Annotated in this window: 10 protein-coding genes; 9 read left to right on the forward strand and 1 reads right to left on the reverse strand. The window is 42.6% G+C overall.

Annotated elements, in window-relative coordinates:
• Positions 1–140: 140 nt before the first annotated feature.
• The 9 genes from FKG96_RS10650 (at position 141) to FKG96_RS10690 (ending at position 20,460) form a co-directional block, all read left to right on the forward strand.
• Positions 141–1,790 carry an alpha-L-fucosidase gene (locus FKG96_RS10650; protein WP_168204555.1) on the forward strand — a complete coding sequence of 550 codons (1,650 nt, stop codon included), beginning with the start codon at positions 141–143 and terminating at the stop codon, positions 1,788–1,790.
• Positions 1,791–2,258: 468 nt separating this feature from the next.
• Positions 2,259–5,360 carry a TonB-dependent receptor gene (locus FKG96_RS10655; protein WP_130857165.1) on the forward strand — a complete coding sequence of 1,034 codons (3,102 nt, stop codon included), beginning with the start codon at positions 2,259–2,261 and terminating at the stop codon, positions 5,358–5,360.
• Positions 5,361–5,393: 33 nt separating this feature from the next.
• Positions 5,394–7,346 (forward strand): RagB/SusD family nutrient uptake outer membrane protein, encoded by a 1,953-nt coding sequence (locus FKG96_RS10660; protein WP_013665920.1) that lies wholly within the window; start codon positions 5,394–5,396, stop codon positions 7,344–7,346.
• A 51-nt stretch (positions 7,347–7,397) separates the two neighbouring features.
• Positions 7,398–8,963: a glycoside hydrolase 43 family protein gene (locus FKG96_RS10665; protein WP_149105518.1), complete on the forward strand. Its 1,566-nt coding sequence runs from the start codon at positions 7,398–7,400 to the stop codon at positions 8,961–8,963.
• 14 nt (positions 8,964–8,977) lie between these two features.
• The gene (locus FKG96_RS10670; protein WP_149105519.1) at positions 8,978–11,509 is read left to right on the forward strand and encodes a glycosyl hydrolase 115 family protein; all 2,532 of its coding nucleotides are present in this window, start codon (positions 8,978–8,980) and stop codon (positions 11,507–11,509) included.
• Between the two features lie 66 nt (positions 11,510–11,575).
• Positions 11,576–13,342: a glycoside hydrolase family 43 protein gene (locus FKG96_RS10675; protein ID WP_149105520.1), complete on the forward strand. Its 1,767-nt coding sequence runs from the start codon at positions 11,576–11,578 to the stop codon at positions 13,340–13,342.
• A 62-nt stretch (positions 13,343–13,404) separates the two neighbouring features.
• Entirely contained in the window at positions 13,405–14,241 is an 837-nt protein-coding gene (locus FKG96_RS10680) for an esterase family protein (protein ID WP_013665924.1), read from the forward strand.
• Positions 14,242–15,002: 761 nt separating this feature from the next.
• Positions 15,003–19,166, forward strand: a complete 4,164-nt coding sequence (locus FKG96_RS10685; RefSeq protein WP_149105521.1) for a hybrid sensor histidine kinase/response regulator transcription factor — start codon at positions 15,003–15,005, stop codon at positions 19,164–19,166.
• Between the two features lie 175 nt (positions 19,167–19,341).
• Complete coding sequence (locus tag FKG96_RS10690) at positions 19,342–20,460, forward strand: endo-1,4-beta-xylanase (protein ID WP_149105522.1); 1,119 nt, start codon at positions 19,342–19,344, stop codon at positions 20,458–20,460.
• Between the two features lie 109 nt (positions 20,461–20,569).
• On the opposite strand, the gene FKG96_RS10695 is transcribed toward FKG96_RS10690, so the two are convergent.
• Positions 20,570–22,546, reverse strand: a complete 1,977-nt coding sequence (locus tag FKG96_RS10695) for a sialate O-acetylesterase (RefSeq protein ID WP_210421308.1) — start codon at positions 22,544–22,546, stop codon at positions 20,570–20,572.
• Positions 22,547–22,551: the final 5 nt, after the last annotated feature.

Genomic DNA, 22,551 nt, shown 5'->3' on the forward strand with positions numbered 1-22,551 from the left:
AATTTGTCGATAATAGACATTGTGGATAGCCTCGATATCCTTAACTTTGAAAAGCATTGTGACACCATATTGTAAAACCATCGAAACAAATTTTTAACATTCACCTTCATACCAATAAAAATACTTAAGACAAGAAATTAATGGAAAGAAGAACCGTAATAAAAGCCCTTGGAATGGCCATTCCCTCGCTTTGGTTGAGTAAATCAATTGCTAGGTCGACCTTTAACACCTTGCATCCCCATGCACCGATTGCGAAAGTCGATTTTAAACCGGAATGGAAGTCGTTGGAACAGTATCAGGTTCCCGATTGGTTCCGTGACGCGAAATTCGGTATTTGGGCACATTGGGGCCCTCAATGTCAACCCGAAAGAGGCGACTGGTATGCAAGAGGTATGTATCAGGAAGGGAGTGATCAATATAAATACCATGTGGAGAAGTACGGTCATCCTTCTAAGTTCGGCTTTAAAGATGTAATAAACGAATGGAAAGCGGATAAATGGGATCCTGAAATGTTATTGGACCTATATAAACGTGCCGGAGCACAATATTTTGTGGCGCTAGCTAATCACCATGATAATATGGACCTTTATGATAGCAGCCATCAGCCGTGGAATTCTACCAAAATTGGTCCAAAAAAAGATTTGGTTGCGGGTTGGGCTAAGGCTGCCAAAAAACGTGGATTGCGCTTCGGCGTAAGTGTGCATGCCGCGCATGCCTGGACCTGGTATGAAACTTCCCAAAGAGCCGATAAAAATGGCCCGCTCAAAGACATCCCTTATGATGGAAAACTCACGAAGTCTGACGGAAACGGAAAATGGTGGGATGGTCTTGATCCGCAAGAGCTGTATGCGCAGAACCACCCTTTGAGCGAAAACAGCGAAGACCACAACATGATCCACCGCCAATGGAGCTGGGACGTGAGCTCGGGAGTGAGTGTTCCTTCCAAAGCTTATTGTGAAAACTTTCATGATCGGACGGTTGAGCTAATCGATAATTATGACCCTGATCTGGTTTATTTTGATGATACGGTACTTCCGCTCTGGCCAATTGATGATGCCGGACTGCGTATTGCAGCTCATTACTACAATGTCAATCAGCAAAAAAATAAAGGAAAGCTGGAGGCGGTTATCAATGGTAAAATCTTGAATGAACAGCAACGGAAATGTATGGTATGGGATATTGAGCGAGGACAAAGCGACAAAATCGAAAAAGAGCCCTGGCAAACCTGCACCTGTATAGGTGCTTGGCATTATGATAGACGAATCTATGATAATAAAAGCTATAAAAGTGCCAAAACGGTAATCCATATGCTGGCAGATGTCGTTAGTAAGAACGGTAATCTCTTGCTGAGTGTGCCGCTTCGTGGTGATGGTTCCATCGATTCGGAGGCACGGAACACAGTGGAAGGAATTGCTTCCTGGATGGGCGTTAACAGTGAGGCTATCATTGGGACAAGGCCTTGGAAGGTTTTCGGGGAAGGCCCGGCCATGGAAGGCGTTGCTCCACTGTCCGGCCCTGGTTTCAATGAGGATAAGAACAAACCGTTAACCGCCGCCGATATCCGCTTCACAACGAAGAACGGGGTAATATATGCCATTTTAATGGGATGGTCTGAAACCGGCAACGTTTTGATTAACAATTTGAGGGCAGATAGCCATAAGGTAAAGAAAGTAACCCTTCTAGGTAGAAGCAATGAACTAAAATTCGAACAAACTATAGCTGGGCTAGCAGTGACATTGCCTGAGATCGCCGAAAAGGACGAACCGGCTTATGTACTTAAGATCACTTAATATATCGTAAAAAGTTCTATATAAATTATTGGTTATTGGTGAAAGTGTGCCCCGTAAGGGGCATCTTTTGTTTTAAGATAATCAAAATCGATGCCTGTATTATAAAGCGCTCTCGTTTGTTCTGTGTGAAAAGGAGTCCGTCAAATGATCAGACCTATTCCCGTCAAGAAAACGCATTAATGCTAACGTTGGCGTTAAATAATGCCTGAATCGACTGCTTTTGTTGAAAAATGATGTTTTTTGACATCTGATTAAACATTTTTGCTAGGAATGTCAACATTTTTATAGGTTGTTCCTGAGCCTGTATAAATATTTTTGTCTTGCTGTGATCATCAAATTTAGTATAAGTCAGCCTAATAAGTCGTCGATTTTTTTGCAGAATATTTTTACCGATCGTTGAATTTTATTAGTCGGGCTTTAAAAACGCTGTTCACAATTTAACCTATGTTATAAGCTAACAATTATTTTATGGAACATCCAATTTTACAAACTTATGTTATGGGGCAATGGCGCGGACTGAAGCATTACGGTCTTGCTTTTATAGTCGCCCTTTGTATGCTACCAATCATGAATGCACAAGCGCAGCATGCGATAAAAGGAAGGGTAGTTGATGAATCCGGAAAAGGCTTTCCCGGTGCTAGTATTCAAGTAAAAGGCACTTCTATCGGAACTAAAACCAACGAAGATGGGTATTATTCCCTGAATGTACCCGATATAAATGCCGTTTTGGTTTTCTCTTATATCGGTTATGTGTCGAAAGAAGTAAAAGCAGCTGGACAAAGCTCACTAAACGTAGACCTTGCTCCAAATGCCGAAGCGCTTTCTGAAGTCGTAGTGGTAGGCTATGGTACGCAACGAAAAGAGTCAGTGACAGGTTCCGTGGCATCAATTAGCGGAAGCGATCTAAACCAGGTACCTACGCCGAATATTTCACAAGCCTTGCAAGGCCGTTTGCCAGGCGTCCAATTAGCACAAACATCCACCCGGCCAGGGGCAACAATGCAGATCCGTATCCGCGGTACCCGTTCTTTGACAGCAGATAATAATCCACTGGTTGTTTTGGATGGTATCCCGTTTCCGGGCTCACTTGGAGATATTAATCCAAATGATATTAAAAGTATAGACGTGTTAAAAGATGCCTCTGCGACGGCTATATATGGTTCGCGAGGTGCAAATGGGGTGATTTTGGTTACCACTAATAAAGGGCAGCAAGGTGAGCAGGCAAAGTTTAGCTATAACGCTTACTATGGCGCGCAAACCTTATTTGCCAGATACCCCATGATGAATGGGGAAGAATTTGTAGCCTTACGTAAAGCTGCCGGTATCTTTTCAAATGGTGTAGATGAGGCCGATAACGTGAACACCGATTGGCAGGATCTGAATTACCGGACCGGAGCAGTAAATAGCCACGATATCGGAATTTCCGGTGGTACGGAAAAGGGGAGCTATAATGTTGGGGCTGCATTTTATCAGAACCAAGGCTTGATTCCTACGCAACAATATAAAAGATATTCGTTACGTAGCTCAATTGACCAAGGGATTGGTAAACATTTTCGCGTGGGATTCACAACGAATAGCAATTATAACATCAGCGCTGGTAATCAACTTGGCTTATTTGGTGTATTGGCTGCCTCGCCGATCCTCAACCCTTATAATGAAGATGGCACGCTAAAAAGAACCGTGAACGCCTCTTTAGGCGATAATTATGTGTTGACCAGAAAGGTGGTAGAGGGGCTACATGACGACGGAATGTGGATCAACGAAACCAGAGGCTTTGCAACCTATAATTCGATGTATGGTGAGGTGAATATCCCTTGGGTGGAGGGATTGAAATACCGTGTTAACCTTGGTCTGGATTTTATTCAAAGTAATAATGGTAATTACACGGGGGAAGGAGTCAATAACGTAAACCCGCAAACAATATCTACTGCGGGAATCAGTAACGCGCATACTTATCATTGGACCGTGGAAAACCTGATTACTTACGATAAAACAATAGCAGAAAAACATCATTTGAATTTCACCGGACTTTATTCTGCGGAACGGCAAAAGTATAATTCTTCGGCAATGTCCGCGAGGGATATTCCTTCTGAAGCTTTCCAGTTTTATAATTTGGGGCACGCCACCGGAGAAATTACCATCAATCCGGATCAACAGAATTATACCTTATGGGGCTTGATGTCCTGGATGGGAAGAGTCATGTATGACTATGATAATCGCTATATGCTATCAGCTACCCTGCGCTCGGATGCTTCTTCAAGGTTAGCCCCCGAACATCGCTGGCATACATATCCGGCGGTATCTGCTGGATGGAATGTTGCCAATGAATCGTTTATGAAAGGGATTGATTGGATAAATATGTTGAAGTTACGGGTGGGCTATGGACAAACATCCAACCAAGCCATTGCTCCTTATGCTACATTGGGGCGTCTAAGTACGCGGCCTTACAATTTCGGTGAGGAAAATTATGCCGTTGGATATTATGTGACTCAATTGCCGAATAGCAACTTGGGCTGGGAATTTTCGGAAACGTGGAACTACGGACTTGATTTTTCGCTGCTGAGTAATCGTTTATCAGGAACAATTGAATATTATACAACGCATACGAAAGACTTACTGCTTGGTGTCGGTTTACCGCCAACATCCGGCGTGCAGAGTTATACGGCTAACATCGGACAGACACAGAATAAAGGGATCGAGTTGACATTGAATGGGACTATCTTAGCCGGCGGACGAGATGGTTTAACTTGGGATCTTGGGGTCAACCTTTATGCGAACCGAAATAAATTGACCGCGCTTGCATCAGGTGCCACACAGGATGTGGGCAATTCCTGGTTTGTTGGCTATAACATCAATGCAATCTATGATTATGAAAAAATAGGTCTGTGGCAAGAGGGCGATCCTCACTTGGATATTTTGGAACCGGGTGGTAAGGTCGGGATGATTAAGGTGAAGTATACCGGCGGCTACAATGATGATGGTACGCCTGTTAGGCCTATTAATGCGGACGATCGACAAGTGATGAATGTTGATCCGGATTTTGAAGGCGGTTTTAATACACGATTGGCGTACAAAGGATTCGATTTAAGTGTGGTGGGCTTTTTCAAAAGCGGCGGACTACTGGTGAGTACTTTATATGGGTCAGGAGGGTATTTGAATACACTTACTACGCGTAATAATAATGTGAAAGTCGACTATTGGACTCCGGAGAATACGGATGCGAAATATCCTAATCCAGCTGGACCGCTTAGCGGCGATAATCCGAAGTATGGTAGCACATTGGGTTATTTTGACGCTTCATTTTTGAAGCTACGTACTATTTCTTTGGGGTACGACTTTAATCGAAGTTTAATTAAAAGCCCGAACATGCGCTTACGTGGATACTTTACCGTTCAAAATCCCTTTGTTATGTTTTCACCTTATCATCGTGAATCAGGCATGGATCCGGAAACGAACTCATTCGGTGACGAAAATTCAGCTGTATCGTCTTATCCGAACCGGATTTTGACAATTGGAACGAATGCACCTGCAACCCGCAATTATGTGGTAGGGCTCAATCTTGTTTTTTAATGCCTTGACGGTTAACCATTAAAGAAATAAAAAATGAAAGCGATTATAAATATAAAAAGTTTTCTCGGTACTGCCTTGGCGGTATTATTAATGACTGGTTGCTCAAAAATTTTAGACGAGCAGCCGCGCAGTATTTTTACTCCCGATTACTTTTCTACCGAAAAAGGTGTTTTGGGTGGCATAACGTCTATGTATGCACATTTACGCTATTTATATGGCGAGGCCTACTATTATAACTCTTGTATTACCGGTACGGATGAAGCGACCTATGCGCAGAGTGCAGATGGGAACTTTAGAGATATGGACCTGTCGGGTGTCGGTCAGATTAGTGCCACAAGCCATCCTACGAGTTTTGTTTGGAATGTAAGCTTTCCAAATATAAACACGGCAAGTGGAATTATTGAAAATGCAGCTAATGTAGGGGTGGCTGAATCAATTGTGGCAGAGGCTCGGTTCTTTCGTGCATTTGATTATTTCTTGCTGGTGCAAACCTATGGGGGAGTGCCGTTAGACTTAGGAGCCGGTGAATTGAAATTTAATACCAATCCCGTTCGTTTTTCGGTTCGTAATACCGTGCCGGAAGTGTATACGAAAGCGATTTTTCCCGATTTACTCTTAGCGGTGGAAAATCTACCGAATGCCGGACGGGTAACGGGTGGTGTAACGAAAACGCTTGCTCGACTTTATTTAGCGAAAGCCTACCTTACCTATGCGTGGTGGCTCGAAAACCCAAATAATATCCCTACATATCCCGAAGTTGGTAGGACAGACCCCGATGGACACGACGCTCAATGGTATTTTCAGCAGGCTTATAATATAGCCGTAGAAGCAATTGACAACCCGGGACCCTTTAGTTTACAACCAAGCTATTATGACATACATATCGGATCAAACGATCGCAATAGTGAAATTTTATTGTATGCGGATCATACGGAGAAGAGTGCATTTTACAATGGAGGAAGCTTAGAATATGGAAGCGGCGGTGCACCTGATAATTTCGCTGTTTGGATGTTTACCTGGAATTATACCCTCCTTAGAAGTGGTAGCGATGCTTCGTGGTCGAATGCCGTGAGCTCCGTGCAACGCGAGGCCGTGCAGTCGTTGGGCCGCCCATGGACGCGGATGGCACCAACCATTGACGTCATAAAAAATACCTTTGCGGATAAAACCAATGATTCGCGGTATGATGGTACTTTCGTGACCGTTTATCGTGGGAACTGGCCAAAGGCCGGTGTTTCCCAAGCGGTGTTATACAATGCGAATAACTTGCCTGTTAATCCGGGGGATCCGATATTGACTTTTTTGACGGAAGAACCTGAAACGCCAATTGATTATGCTAACTGGGCCTCAAAAAGTAATGTAGGAGCCGGTGCATTACCGGGACGGGCAGATTTCGTTATTTCTCCCGAAGGGGTCAGTAGGCTAAGGTATCCGGGCCTTTGGAAGTTAGGAACCTACCGCACAGATAACGGCGACGGTTTAGGTCAACCTAATGCGGGAAGTACTCGGCCTTTTAATATCGCTAAATTTTCTGAACTTTACTTTATTGCTGCTGAGGCAGCTGTTAAGGGGGCTGCCGTACAGGGTGGTAAATCGGCCAGAGAACTGATTAACGTAATACGGGCGCGTGCAGGAAAATGGACATTCGATAATGCGGGAAATATGGAAAAGATAGCCGATTACAGTGCGCAGATGACTGCAGCTACGCCTACTACGATTGATATTAACTATATTTTGGCCGAACGTTCCCGGGAGTACTATGGAGAAGGTTACCGTTGGTACGATTTGGTGCGGACTCAGAAATGGGCTGAATTGTCGGCTAACTATCGTATAGGAGGCAATGGTATTGGCGATCATACGCCGATGACCGTGACACGGAGCATCCAACCTTTCCATTATTTGCGTCCTATACCGCAAGGTCAATTAGATGGTATGCAAATGACGGAAGCGGAAAAAGCTGCGTATCAAAATCCGGGATATAACTAGGAGTAGAATAATGAGAGACAGCTAATGGTGGGCTGTCAATTAAAATAGACCATGAAAAGATTGTTCCTTTTAAGTGGGGCGGTATTGATGATATTGATGCCTTTAAGTAGCATAGCCCAAAATGCAAAAGCTCGAAATCCTGTTATTTTTTCGGATGTGCCGGATATGTCAATGATTCGTGTTGAAGATACTTATTATATGAGTAGTACTACCATGCACATGAATCCCGGGCTACCTTTGATGAAATCCAAAGACCTCATCAATTGGGAGCTGATTGGCTATGCTCATAAGGCTTTGGCCGATATGGATGAACTCAATCTGAATCATGGCAAAAATACTTATGGTAGAGGTTCTTGGGCCAGTAGTCTTCGATACCACAAGGGGGTTTATTATGTAAGTACATTCGCGCAGACTACCGGTAAAACCTATATCTATATGACTAAAGATATAGAAAAAGGTCCTTGGGAGGTAAAAGAGTTCAAGCCGATGATGCACGATCATACCCTCTTTTTTGAAGATGATAAGGCTTATATGATTTGGGGCAGTGGCCAACTGCATATTGTTGAGTTATTGCCGGATTTTTCCGGCATAAAGCCTGAAACCCAACATGTGTTGATCGACAATGCAACGTTGCCAAGTACACCGAATGGAACGCGGGGCGGATTGCCGGCAGAAGGTTCTCAGCTATTTAAGGTAAACGGGAAATACTATCTTTTTAATATATCCTGGCCTCCGGGAGGCATGCGTACGGTCATTGTTCATCGCGCTGATCAGTTGATGGGACCTTATGAAGGGCGGGTGATGTTGCAAGATAAAGGCGTAGCACAAGGGGGCTTGATTGAGAGCACTCATGGCGAATGGTACGCTTATCTGTTTCAAGATCATGGTGCGGTTGGTCGTATTCCGTTTTTAGTACCCGTTCAATGGAAAGATGATTGGCCAATATTGGGCATTGATGGTAAGGTACCCCAAGAGCTAAATTTACCTGCAAGTAAAGGCTTGGTTCCAGGCATCGTTAATTCGGACAATTTCAGTCGCAAAAAAGGAGAAATAAAATTACCTCTAGTATGGCAGTGGAATCATAACCCGGTGGATACGCTTTGGTCCGTGACCGAGCGTGAGGGATACCTCCGGTTGAAAACCGGTCGCATTGATACCAACTTCTTACAAGCAAGAAATACATTAACACAGCGGACAATAGGTCCTGCTTGTAGTGCGAGCATTGCCATAGAAGTGGCCAAAATGAAAGATGGCGATTTTGCCGGCTTATCTCTTTTACAAAAAAATTATGGAATAGTTGGCGTCCAATCAGTGGGTAATCAAAAATATTTGGTCATGGTTAATGCTTCGACCGGTAGTCTTAAGGAGTTTGCAAAAATTCCCTTGGATCAACAACGCGTATATCTGAAAGCTGCATGCGATTTCAGGGATAAGAGGGACGTTGCCAATTTCTTTTTTAGTCTAGACGGGGAAAAATGGATATCGATTGGAACATCTTTGAAAATGTCTTATACCTTGCCCCACTTTATGGGTTATCGGTTTGGATTGTTCAATTACGCAACTAAAAATACCGGAGGATATGTAGACATTGATTTTTTTGACTATAAGGATAAATGATAAAGACAAATAACATGATAGCGATTCGGTCTATTTTTAGAGCTTTGTTACTTACGATTTTAGCACTGCAGATAAGTTTTTCGTTGATTGCTGCAAGCGTTGATATACCTGCATATATTGACTTCACTGAACAACCGGGCTACTTGCCTCTGGTAAAAGGCGGCAACGCAATTCCCATTATAGGGGGAGGAAACGAAGATGACGCGGTTGTCCGGGCAATAGATCAGTTGCGGCAAGATTTTGAAAAGGTAACCGGTGTTGAACCCATAGTGACACCCGATCAAGTGTCGGCAGGGAGTAAAACGCTGCTTTTAATAGGTACCTTGGGCCGGAATCCATTGATCGATCAATTAGTAAAACAGAAGAAGCTTGATGTATCTGCAATCCGTGGGCAGTGGGAAGCATCGCTGACACAAACGATAGACAATCCATTACCTGGTGTAGAAAAAGCATTACTTATTGTGGGAAGTGATCGGCGTGGAACGATCTATGGCATTTATGAGTTATCTAAACAGATGGGCGTATCGCCTTGGTATTGGTGGGCGGATGTTCCTATTCAGCGGCATTCCGCGGTGTATGCCCGCTCGATAAAGACAATCAGCCAACCGAAGGTTAAGTACCGTGGTATTTTTTTAAATGACGAAGCTCCTGCATTATCCGGTTGGGCTAAAGAAAAGTTTGGTGGCTTTAACCATGAATTTTATGAGCATGTTTTTGAGCTTATTCTGCGTCTAAAAGGCAATTACCTCTGGCCGGCTATGTGGGGAAGCGCTTTCTATGATGATGACCCCGAAAATGCAATTTGGGCCGACAGAATGGGAATAGTTATGGGAACATCGCATCATGAACCACTGACCCGAGCTCATGATGAATGGCGCCGTTATGGTAAAGGACCTTGGGATTATCAGCAGAATGCCGAGAACCTTCGGGATTTCTGGCGAAGTGGCATTCGTAGGATGGGAGCTAGAGAAAGTGTTGTCACCATCGGTATGCGTGGCGACGGTGATGAGCCGATGAGCGAGGAGAGTAACATCCAGCTGCTGGAGCAAATTGTGAACGACCAGCGCAAAATTATTGCCGATGAGACCGGCAAAGTTGCGAAAGAAACACCTCAACTTTGGGCCTTATATAAGGAGGTGCAGGATTATTATGATAAAGGAATGCGCGTACCCGATGATGTAACCCTATTGCTTTGCGACGACAACTGGGGAAATATACGGAAGCTACCGGATCCGGCTGCAAAAAAAAGGAGCGGCGGTTATGGGATTTACTATCATTTCGATTACGTGGGCGGTCCCCGCAATTCCAAGTGGATTAATGTCAGTCAGGTGCAACGCGTTTGGGAACAGATGAACCTGGCTTATCAATATGGAGTGGACCAGATATGGATTGTGAATGTAGGTGATTTAAAACCGATGGAATACCCGATTTCATTTTTCCTGGACATGGCATGGAACCCAAATCAGTTTAACGCGTCCAATTTGCTACAGCATACTGAAAGCTGGTGTGCACAACAATTCGGTGAAAAGTATGCAAAAGAATCGGCCCGTTTGATCAATACTTATACAAAATATAATCATCGGATTACACCTGAATTGTTGGACGAAAACACCTACAGTTTGGAAAACTATGGTGAGTTTGAACGCGTGGTTGAAGACTATCGTAATTTATTGATCGATGCCATGCGACTTTACTACATATTGCCTCAACAGTATCGGTACGCTTTTGACGAATTGGTCCTGTTTCCTATCAATGCATGTTCTAATTTATACGAAATGTATTATGCAGTAGCCAAAAACCGATTTTTCGCGAACAAAAATAATGAGCGAGCTAATTATTGGGCCGATCAGGTTAAGCGCTGTTTCGAACGCGATTCAATATTAACCGTACATTATAATAAAGATATAGCGAATGGCAAGTGGTCGCATATGATGGATCAGATTCGGATTGGCTATAAGATTTGGCAAGAGCCTCACAAAAGCACGATGCCTGATGTAAGTTATTTGCCTATGACGAAGCCGAAACATAAAATTTTTATAGAGGCCGACGGTTATGTATCGATGGAGGCTGAAAATTACCATATCGCTAGTGGGAGCGACAAGGTTGCATGGACGATCATACCGGATCTAGGAAAAACGTTTTCCGGTGTAACAACCGCTCCGGTGACCAATACCCCCAATGAACAGGTATACCTTGAGTATAAGATAGATCTCCGGGCGACAGGAAAAGCAAAATTGATTGTTTTAACTTCGCCAACTTTAAATTTCAATGCGAATAAAGGTTTACGTTATGCCGTGTCTATGGACGGAGGGGCTGAGCAGGAGGTGAATATCAATGGGCATTATCGGGGAGAGCTCGGTGAATGGCAGGCGAAACGGATCATAGAAACCGCTACTACACACCTTATCGAAAAGGCGGGGCTTCATACGATTCGCATCCGTCCGTTGGAACCAGGTATTGTGTTTCAGAAGATTATTTTGGATGTAGGGGGATTAAAACCATCATATTTAGGTCCCCCACAAAGTGAGTACAAAAGAGATGATTAACGCTTAGCACCTGAAGATGAGAACAAAGGATCATACAGACAGAAGACGAAACAATAATAGAATTATATGATGAAGAAAATTAAAGGCACACCGTTACGCTTTCCGATCAGTCCTATTTTTTTAATAGTATTTTTTGCGCTTTTACCTTGGCCTTCACAAGCACAGGTAACCAATAGTTCAGCGGATCCGTTCGATTCCGCTCCGCTTTTCACCTATTTTAAGTATGAGGGAAAGGATGAAGTTTATCAAAAAAATCCGCTGAAGGCAAATGAATTCTATACACCAATATTACAGGGGTGTTATCCAGATCCGAGCATTACGCGTAAAGGTGATGATTATTACTTAGTGAATTCGTCTTTCGCATTTTTTCCGGGTGTTCCTATTTTTCATTCCAAGGATTTGGTTAACTGGAAACAAATTGGGCACGTTCTTGATCGGCCTTCGCAGCTGAAGGTAACAAATGCGGGTATGAGCGAGGGAATATATGCGCCGGATATTAGCTACAATCCTCATAACGAGACCTTTTATATGATCACAACACAATTTGCGGGGGGGATAGGAAACATGGTGGTAAAAACGAAAGATCCTCTGAAAGGGTGGAGCGACCCGATCAAACTCGATTTTGAAGGAATTGATCCAGCGCTGTTTTTTGACGATAACGGAAAAGCTTACGTGGTTCATAACGATGCACCCGAGAAGGGTAAGGAGCAATATAATGGTCATCGGGTTATAAAAATATGGGATTATGATCTGGAACGTGATCAGATCATACCGGGTTCAGATAAGGTGATTGTTGACGGAGGTGTAGATATCAGTAAGAAGCCGATCTGGATAGAAGGCCCGCATCTCTATAAAAGAAATGGGCGGTATTATTTGATGTGTGCAGAAGGTGGTACCGGTGATCAACACAGTGAAGTTGTTTTTGTTAGCGATAACCCTAAAGGACCTTTCGAACCAGCACCTAAAAATCCGATTCTGAGTCAACGGCATCTGCCAAAGGATAGGAAAAATAAGGTCGACTGGGCTGGACATGCCGATTTGGTGGAGGGTCCTGATGGGAAATATTACGGCGTTTTTTTGGGTGTTAGGCCTAATGAGGCAAACCGTGTGAATACGGGACGTGAGACTTTTATATTGCCGGTAGATTGGTCAGGTGTGTTCCCGGTGTTTGAAGGGGGGCTCGAACCGATGCCTGTGAAATTGAAAATGCCATCAGGTGTGGTCAACAAGACCGGAAAAAATGGCTTTCTACCTAATGGGAATTTCGCGTTCATTGATGATTTTAAGGGAAAGACCTTGGATATGCGATGGATCGGCGTAAGAGGCCCTCGGGAAAACTTCGTCCAAACGGGTAAGGAAGGACTACGAATAACGCCTTTGGAAACCAACATTAATGAAATAAAGCCCACATCGGCCTTGTTTTATAGACAACAACATAAGGATTTTTCGGCAACAGTTCGTATGACCTATCAACCGATGTCCGAAAAGCATTTGGCAGGGATTACTTGTTTACAAAAGGAAACGTTTCATTATGTTTTTGGTATTACGAAAAAAGGACAACAACATTACCTGGTTTTACAGCGTACAAGGAATGGCCAGTCCGAGCTTATCGCGCAAGAACGAATTGACATAAGTAAACCAATTGAACTGCAAGTTTCGGCGCAAGGAGATCGCTACCAATTCAGCTATGCTTTTGATGGAAAGAATTTTAAAAATTTGGGTGGAGCTGTTTCGGGGGATATCCTGTCAACAGATGTAGCCGGTGGTTTTACCGGTGCACTCATCGGACTATATGCGACGAAGGCAAATGATATAAGCCCTAAGAGCGATTGACCGCTGAAGGCGGCATGATGCTTATAAAAGCAAGCAAAAAATGAATAAAAGAAAATAATTGGATGAAAACAACAAGTTGTACTCTTTTAATTGGGCTAATTGCATTGACATGCAGTTGTTTAGCACAGGATAAGCTTGGAGCTGCCCCAGTGGACTTCGATAAACCGCAGACCAATATTCCACATGGTAAAATTGATACCTTATCTTATCCGTCTGCCGTGGTTGGTAAAGATCGCAAAGCACTCGTATATACGCCCCCCGGCTTTTCAGCTAACAAAAAGTATCCGGTTTTATATCTTTTGCATGGCATTGGTGGTGATGAAAAAGAATGGTTTGTTAATGGGCAACCGCATATCATCTTGGATAATCTATACGCAGAGGGGAAAATAGAGCCAATGTTGGTTGTACTTCCGAACGGTAGAGCTATGGAAGATGATCGTGCTATTGGCAACGTTTTCGATAGTGTAAAGGTACAGGCATTTGCTCGATTTGAACAAGACTTGCTCCAGGATTTGATTCCTTTTATCGAGCAGAATTATCCGGTGTATACCGATCGGGAGCATCGTGCATTAGCAGGGCTTTCAATGGGAGGCGGGCAGTCTTTAAATTTCGGCCTTGGCAATCTCGAAAGCTTTGCTTGGATAGGTGGTTTTTCGTCGGCTCCTAATACTAAAACACCTGAAGAGCTGGTTCCTGATGCCGCTTACGCTAAAAGCAAACTGAAACTTTTGTGGATTTCCTGTGGAGATGAAGATCGCTTAATCACCTTTAGTCGCCGACTGCACGATTACTTAAAAAAACACCAAGTGCCCCATCTTTATTATGTTGAATCCGGTGGGCACGATTTTAACGTATGGAAGAACGATCTCTATTGGTTCAGTCAAAAAATATTTAAATGACCATTGTGTCTCGCAGAAAGTCGTTGAGTTTAAATAAAAATGATTATCGGAAAGCTATCGGGGATATAGCTTTTAAAAAGAAACATTTTCTTTAGTCACTTTTTTCCGCAAAAAGTGACGCAAAAACTCGTCGCTTTAAAATTTACAGGAACGACAGTGCCTCCCAGTACTACTTGTAAATTTTAGAGGCGACATATTGCAGAACGGTGGGTTTTTACTTTTAACCGAACGTATTATCTTTAGTCTTAAATACAGTCCCGCGCTAGGAAAAACGGCCTTGGAGGATATCGACGCAACGAGCAGTAAAGCATTTGCACCCTCGCTCATATTGCAATCCCCAAGCGGATTGAGGAAGTGAAACGGCTCCAATACGCGCCAGTGATGCTTTGCCATCGGTTGCAAGGTAGCCTACACATGCCTTGACTTTTTTGGTTCTTTTTGTGTTAAGACAAAAAGAACACGATAGATTTGATTAAGAAAACCTTCTTTTAATATAAACACCTTCTTCTGTATATTGAAGCGAAACCCTTGTTTAAGTGCAAAAAGCCGATGGTCACATATATAAATTATAATACTTATCTCTTGTGAATACCTGTTAAAATTGCCAACGTTGGTTATTTTTGTAATCTATTAGTAATGAAACAGTTATTTTTAGTGTCGCTAAAACGTTTATCGCATATTTTTATGTGAAAATCCAATTCTATTTGCTTACTTTAGCATCAACTAACTAATTAATTCAGTTTTTCTGAAAGGAGCCTGTTATGATGCGAAGTATTACTGGTCATTACGTTATACTGGTCTTTTTTTGCCTATGTTGTTTTTGTGTTGTAGGCGGTCATGAACTACCTACAGGGTTTAAAAGCTACTCCACCAAAGACGGTCTTTCATCTAATACGGTATATGGTATTTGGAAGGATAGTTTTGGTTTGTTATGGCTGGCTACCGAGGATGGCCTTAATCGCTTTGATGGAACAAATTTCAAAGTATATCGACATAACCCCCAGGAAGAAGAAAGTCTTCGAGCAAACCACATTACGGCTTTATACGAAGCTTCGAATGGATGTCTTTGGATTGGAACCAATGGCGGGGCATTAAGCTTTTACGATCGTAGCAAAGATGCCATCATTAACTATAGGGGACAACCGCTCCGTAAAAAATTCAGTACAGCTATTACGAGCATCGGAGACGATAGTCGAGGGAATATTTGGGTTGCTTCGTATGGGGCTTTATATATCTTTAATCCCCATACGAAACACCTCGTTGATCATGACGACTATGCTAAATTGATGGACACTTTTTCGGGAAAGAATACATTGGTGATTTTTAGAGATAAAAAGCAACAAATGTGGATTGGCACCGATAGTGGTCTGTACGTTTATAACCATAAACTCGAATTATTAGCGACTTTTAAACATCGGGAATCCGACAAGGGAAGCCTGGCAGACGATTATGTAACTGCCATAACAGAGGATGGGATGGGACAACTCTGGGTTGGAACAATGGGAGGGCTCGGTATGCTAGAGAAAGGAAAATGGACGTTCAGAAATTATTATTCAACCTCGGCTCCATTGAAAATCAGTAGCGATAAAGTATACGCTTTGGCGCCTGACGGCGTAAATGGTCTTTGGGTAGGTACGGATGAAGGTTTAGATGTATTAGATGTGGCGTCTTTAAAAATCCGGAGCTTTAGACCGGATAAACGGAATATGCAGAGTTTAAGCAGCCGATCAATCCGTTCCATCCTTATTGATAAAGCAGGAATATATTGGGTGGGCACTTATCAGGGCGGACTCAATAAATATGACAAAAACCTGAGTCAATTTAATTTAAAGGAATGCAATATCTTCGACCCTTATGGATTACGTTCGCCGATTGTAACGGCTTTTGCCGAATATGGCCAAAATGTATTTGTAGGCACCGATGGAGGTGGTCTGCATCTATATGACCGTTCCTCGAATTTGTTGCAACATATAGAAATACCCAAGCCAAAACGTGATTGTGCGCACGATCTGAGTGTCCTGGCCATGGAAATGGGACATAACAATCGTTTGTGGTTGGGAACCTATATGGATGGCTTATTTTCATACAACCCCGAGAGTAAACGCAGCAAGCAATACATAAAGGGCAAGGGAGCGAAGCATTTAAACCATGCCGATATTTTTTGTTTAAAGGAAGACAGAAAAGGCAATCTCTGGATTGGAACAAATGGAGGAGGGCTTAATTTGCTACATGTCGACGAGGAGCGTATTGAGAAATTCGTCCACACAGCTATACGCGAAGATGACCCGACACAGCCTGCCAGTAATTACATTCGATCCATTGAAGAGGATCGAGGTGGTCGCATTTGGATCGGTACCTTTGGCTCCGGCATCTCCATCTTTAATCCTGAAAATAAGAGGTTTTCATTTTATAATAAAGCCAATAGTGGGTTGCCGAGTAATTACGTGTTAACCATTAAGGAGGATCGAGAAGGAAATATTTGGGTTGGTACAGCGGGCAACGGGATCGGATATCTAAAGAAAGGAACCGGGAAATTTATCACCTTGTCAGAAAATGATGGCTTGATCAATGGCGTGGTTCAGAAAATTCTTGAGGACCACTCGGGTAAATTGTGGTTCAGTACCAACAAAGGATTAAGTTCATACGATATAAAAGAAAATAGTTTCAAAAATTATTCTTATCATGCCGGTTTACAGACGGGATCTTTTGTATTGGGCTCCGGTTTGTGTCTTAGTGATGGTGAAATTTTCTTTGGCGGACAAAAAGGATTCAACCACTTTAATCCTTCCCAACTAAAGATAAATAAGAATGTGCCACCGGTAATTTTAACAGACTTAAAGATCGATAACCAGCGCATTTCACCTTCAAAGGAGGGCCCCATTCGCAGTTCCTTATTAATGGCGAAAGAAATTCAATTAAAATACAAACAGAACTTTTTGATCTCCTTTGAAGCATTGAATTTTACAGTAGCAGAAGAGAATCGATATCGATACAAACTGGAAGGATTTGACAAAAATTGGATTATTGCGGGTAGGGAACATAGTGCTTACTATACAAATTTGGATCCGGGAGCGTATACATTTCATGTGCAAGCAAGTAATAACGATGGGGTTTGGAATAAAGAAGGTAGGTCCATACGCGTGACTGTCGCACCACCTTTCTGGCGTACTATATATGCTTATATGGTGTATATGATAGTGATTGGAGGTGTTTTATTGTATATACGTCATCGGGGCATTAAAAAACTGGAGGCAAAATTTGCCTTGGAGCAGGAGCGTCTGCAGGCTAAACAGCTATTAGAACAAGAGCGTAAGGAAGCTGAGCATCTACATCAATTGGATCGGATGAAGATTAAATTTTTGACCAATCTGAGCCACGAATTTCGCACGCCAATTTCGCTCATTATGGGGCCTGTTGATAATTTGATAGCACAGACACAGGAACCAGGGCAATCTAGCCAGTTGAATTTGATTAAGCGAAATGCTCGTCGATTACTGAATCTGGTGAATCAACTGCTTGATTTTAGAAAAATGGAAGAGAAGGAATTACGGCTGCAATGTACACCGGGCAATTTCGTTTCTTTTATAGAGGAGATTAGTGATTCTTTTAACGATCTGGCCAGTCGAAAAAAAATCGATTACGCATTTTATACCTCCTTATCGTCGGTTTCCGCTTGGTTCGACCATGATAAGATTGAGCGGATCTTATTCAATTTACTATCCAATGCTTTCAAGTTTACACCAGAGGGAGGGGCCATATCTTTAAATTTAGAAAAAATTGAAAGTGGTGCGAACAATGAATTCGTATCATTACATGTTGCCGTGAAAGATTCCGGCATTGGTATTCCCAAAGAAGCTCAGCAACGGATATTTGATAGTTTTTTTCAATATGATTCAGGTGCAATGATACTGAATCAAGGTACCGGTATTGGCTTATCTATCGCGCGGACTTTTGTAGATATGCATGGTGGTAAATTGCAAGTAATAAGCGAGCCTGGTAAGGGAAGCATTTTTTCTTTTGATGTAAACCTTAAACGCGTAACGTCAGATTTAGACGAAACAGTGTCGGCAGCATATGAAACAAAGCCAACCACACCTTATGACAAGACGCCCATGGAAAGTGAGCTGCTTACGTCGCATGCTTCCGTTTTGATTATAGAGGATGACGATGATTTCCGCTTTTATATTAAAGATAACTTAAAATCCTACTATAGAGTGTTTGAAGCCGCAGATGGAAAGGAAGGATGGCAACGGGCTCTTTTTCACCACCCGGATATTATCGTTTGTGACATTCAAATGCCGGTGATGAATGGGCTGGATTTAGTTCGGAAATTGAAGTCAGATAAGCGAACGAAACATATTCCGGTTGTTTTGCTAACGGCATCAAATGAAGAAAAAGGATTGTTGCTTGGTTTGGAATCCGGAGCGACCGATTACATGACTAAACCTTTTGACTTTGCTGTCTTGCAGACTAAGATAGCTAATTTGTTGTCTTTAAACCAGGCATTTAAAGATGCCTATTCTAAACAAATCAGTATAACGGTTCCTGAAGACGAAGTGGTATCCGAAAGAGAAAAATTCTTGCAGAAAGTGGTTGCCTATATCCACGAAAATATGGGCAATAGCCAATTATCAGTCGAAAGTGTGAGCGCACACCTTTTTATTAGCCGAGCATCTCTATACAATCGATTATTGGAGTTTACCGGTATGACCCCTGTAGAATTTATACGTGCCGCAAAACTAGAAAGAGCAGCCTATTTACTGGAGAAAAGCGATATGAACGTTGCTGAAGTTGCTTATGAAACGGGCTTTGCCAATCCCAATTATTTTACCAAAGTTTTTAAAGCAAAGTATCAGCTGACACCTTCAGAATTTATTCAGGCAGTTTCAAAGGGCAGGAATGTGATGATGCAGGAGGAGAAATAAAGGAAGGGGACGCTCCCTATTTTCGTCTTTTCAAGGAGGGACGACGAAGCGATCGCTGGATTTAAACATTTTTATCTCTTTTTTCTCGATTAGCATCGGCGTAATCATTCGGTTAACGGATATTTTTGATAAATACTTCTTGTCAATAGATCCATAACTGAAATATTATAGCCATATGTTATATCGGAAATCAAAAACAAACGCAATCAATTCATCTCCTACAAACGCCATTTGTTTATTCTTATTCGTGCTTTTATGTGTGCAGTCGCTGATGGCCCAAAATAATACAAAAGGATTGAAAGACTATTATCAAGAATTTTTTCCTATAGGCGTAGCGGTCAATGGGCGGTCGCTTGCAGGACAAGAGGCCCATTTATTACTACAGGAGTTTAATAGTATTACGCCAGAGAACGCCATGAAAATGGAAGTGATACACCCCCGAAAACTGGAATATAATTGGGCTCTTGCTGATAGTATCGTTGCCTTTGCGCAGAAAAATCGATTGCGTGTTAGAGGACATACACTGCTTTGGCATGAGCAGGTCCCTGATTGGTTTTTCCTTGATGATCAAGGAGCTCCTGTGACAAAAGATACTTTATTAAAAAGGCTGAAAGATCATATTACTACGGTGGTTGGGCGTTACAAAGGGAAAGTTTATGCTTGGGATGTGCTGAATGAAGTTATCGATGACAATCCGAAGCAGTTTCTGCGTCAGTCTAAGTGGTTGGAGATTGCCGGTGAAGAGATACTGGCGAAGGCGTTTGAGTATGCGCATGAAGTTGATCCGGATGCGCTCTTATTTTATAACGATTATAACAGCGAACGTCCGGAGAAGAGAGAGCGGATATATCGTTTGGTGAAAAAACTAGTGGATGACGGTGTCCCTATTCATGGGATCGGGTTACAGGGGCATTGGTCAATTTTCGAGCCTTCTACTTCTGATCTGGAACAAGCCATTGAACGTTACGCTTCACTTGGTTTGCAGCTGCATTTTACCGAACTGGATGTGTCCGTGTATCCTTGGGAAAAAGAAAGAAGAAGGAAGCGCCCGGGTGAGATCGATGCTTTAACCCCAGCGCTTGAAGAAAAGCAAATAGCACAGTATGAAATGATCTTTTCCGTTTTCAGAAAATATAAAAGTCATATTACCAGTGTGACCTTCTGGAATTTATCGGACCGTTATTCGTGGTTAGATCATTATCCTGTACAGGGTAGGAAGAATTATCCCTTGCTATTTGATCGCAATCTTGAACGTAAAAAAGCTTACTATAAAGTAGTTGATTTCAAAAACTAGTTTGTAAATCGATATTTATCATACGCATTTAAACCATATGCGAAGCTATCGTCAAGGATCAATTGTATTCATTGTATACCTTCATTGTGATAGAAATGGCTAAACCCTGTCAAGGAGCTTGTTTACTTAAATCGATCTCAAATGGCGAAGCAGGTAAACCAGCAGTATTGTAAAGTCCCGCGATGGGATTGTCTGCCCAAGCATATCGAACTTTTGCTGGTTGTTGTATCGCTGGAGCGGAAAGAATGATTGTGTTGCCACGAACTTCCGTTTTAGCCCAAACAAATTTGCCATCCGTACCGGCTAATGTAAAACCTAATAGATTGTTTTCAGGTCGCAAATCCAAGGCAGCTCCTTGGTCATCAAAGTTAAGTTCGACTCGATTGCCCTTTACTTTCCATGATTTTAGTATAGGGCCTGAAGCCACCATTCCTTTCTGATGATATACATTTTTCAAGGCTAATAAGGCCAGCCGCTTCCCTATATTTTTCTTGTCCAGGGGATGTATGTCATTCCATTCTCCCAAATCAATGGCCACAGCCATGTTGGTATGAGCAGTTTTTAAGCCAAGTCGTTGCGCTTCGCGTAAATTTGCCCAAGCGCTCTCGGTAGGTTGTTGCTGTTTGGGATTATAGTTTGGTAGTTGCACATATAGAAAAGGCAAGTTCTGATCGTTCCATTTTTTTCTCCACTCATTGATTAAATCCCTAAGCAAAGCAGTATAACTTTGATAAGTTGCGATATTCGATTCACCCTGGTACCATAATATGCCTTTGATGCTATACGGAAAAAGAGGGGCTGCCATTGCATTAGATAGCCCGGTTGGTTGGTATTGAAAGGTGACAAGATCTGTTGGGAAGGCTTGTGTAAGGGCACCGACTTGAAAGCTCCAATCTCCTTTTAGGCTGATGGTGTCAGAATAGGTTGTTAGCGCATAATCTTTATCCGGTATAAATTCACCATGCTTGCTTTGAGTTACTACACGAACCACCAAGGTGTTTTTTCCCGGCTTTAAAAGCCCGGGCGGGATCTTATAGCGCCGTGGTGGGTATTGATATCCGGTAGAGCCAACTAAAACACCATTGATATAAGCTTGGTCGCTATCTACAATTCTTCCTAAGTGGAGCATTGCTTCTTTCGTAAGAAGAGAAGATGGCACGTTAAAATCTTTTTTCAACCAAACGCTTCCACACTCATCCCATTTCCCTGGTATTTGAATAACCTGATCTGTTTGAAACGTATAGGAACTTTCATACCATTTTGGAACTCCCGTTAATCCTTTATCTTTTGCATCCAAAGTCGCATGCCAAATTTCGGTTTTTCGTTTATCGATTTTTTTTATACTATCGACTAATAAGCTGTCTTGATATCGTTGTGTTTTGGCCAATAAATCAGGATATTTCTGTATAGCCTCTTCCGATAACCAAGCCTCAATCGGAGAGCCTCCCACAGCACAGTGAATGATGCCAATGGGAACTCGTAGTGTTTCTTGCAAATGTTTAGCAAAGAAGTAGCCAACAGCTGAGAAGTTGAGTACTTCATCCGGCGTAACTGATTTCCAGTTCCCTGACGCAACGTCAGTTGCGGTAATATTAAAATCATAACGTAAAGGCACTTTGAACTGGCGAATAGTAAATGACTCGGCCGTATCGATTTCCCGCTGATATTTTGGCGCTACCCTTGAAATCGGTAGTTCCATATTCGACTGGCCAGAGCAGAACCATACGTCGCCCAATAAGATGTTTTTCAATTGGATGGTATTCTTGCCCTGAATAACCATGTCATAAGGTCCACCTGCCGGCATTGCGGGTAGGTAGACCTGCCAATCACCCATTGAGTTGGCTTTTGTTGTGCGTTGATGACCTCGGAAGTTTATTTCTATCAATTCTCCAGGATCTGCCCATCCCCAAAGATGAATGGGATGATCGCGCTGAAGCACCATGCTATTACCAATGAGCCTCGGTAGTTTAATTGCCGCCTCTGATGTTAAGGATATGAACGTCAAGAAGCTAAATAAGCTAAAAAGGAGCTGGTATTTGCCTGATATACGGCGGTTGTGCGCTTCATGTACTAAGATGTGATTCACGATAT

It is taken from the genome of Olivibacter sp. LS-1 (genome assembly GCF_008245145.1).
GTDB classification, from domain to species: Bacteria; Bacteroidota; Bacteroidia; order Sphingobacteriales; family Sphingobacteriaceae; genus Olivibacter; species Olivibacter oleidegradans.

Bases quoted from the DNA above. Each gene is read 5' to 3' on its own strand.
- FKG96_RS10650 (WP_168204555.1), top strand. From the start codon at position 141: ATGGAAAGAAGAACCGTAATAAAAGCCCTTGGAATGGCCATTCCCTCG.
- FKG96_RS10655 (WP_130857165.1), top strand. From the start codon at position 2,259: ATGGAACATCCAATTTTACAAACTTATGTTATGGGGCAATGGCGCGGA.
- FKG96_RS10660 (WP_013665920.1), top strand. From the start codon at position 5,394: ATGAAAGCGATTATAAATATAAAAAGTTTTCTCGGTACTGCCTTGGCG.
- FKG96_RS10665 (WP_149105518.1), top strand. From the start codon at position 7,398: ATGAAAAGATTGTTCCTTTTAAGTGGGGCGGTATTGATGATATTGATG.
- FKG96_RS10670 (WP_149105519.1), top strand. From the start codon at position 8,978: ATGATAGCGATTCGGTCTATTTTTAGAGCTTTGTTACTTACGATTTTA.
- FKG96_RS10675 (WP_149105520.1), top strand. From the start codon at position 11,576: ATGATGAAGAAAATTAAAGGCACACCGTTACGCTTTCCGATCAGTCCT.
- FKG96_RS10680 (WP_013665924.1), top strand. From the start codon at position 13,405: ATGAAAACAACAAGTTGTACTCTTTTAATTGGGCTAATTGCATTGACA.
- FKG96_RS10685 (WP_149105521.1), top strand. From the start codon at position 15,003: ATGATGCGAAGTATTACTGGTCATTACGTTATACTGGTCTTTTTTTGC.
- FKG96_RS10690 (WP_149105522.1), top strand. From the start codon at position 19,342: ATGTTATATCGGAAATCAAAAACAAACGCAATCAATTCATCTCCTACA.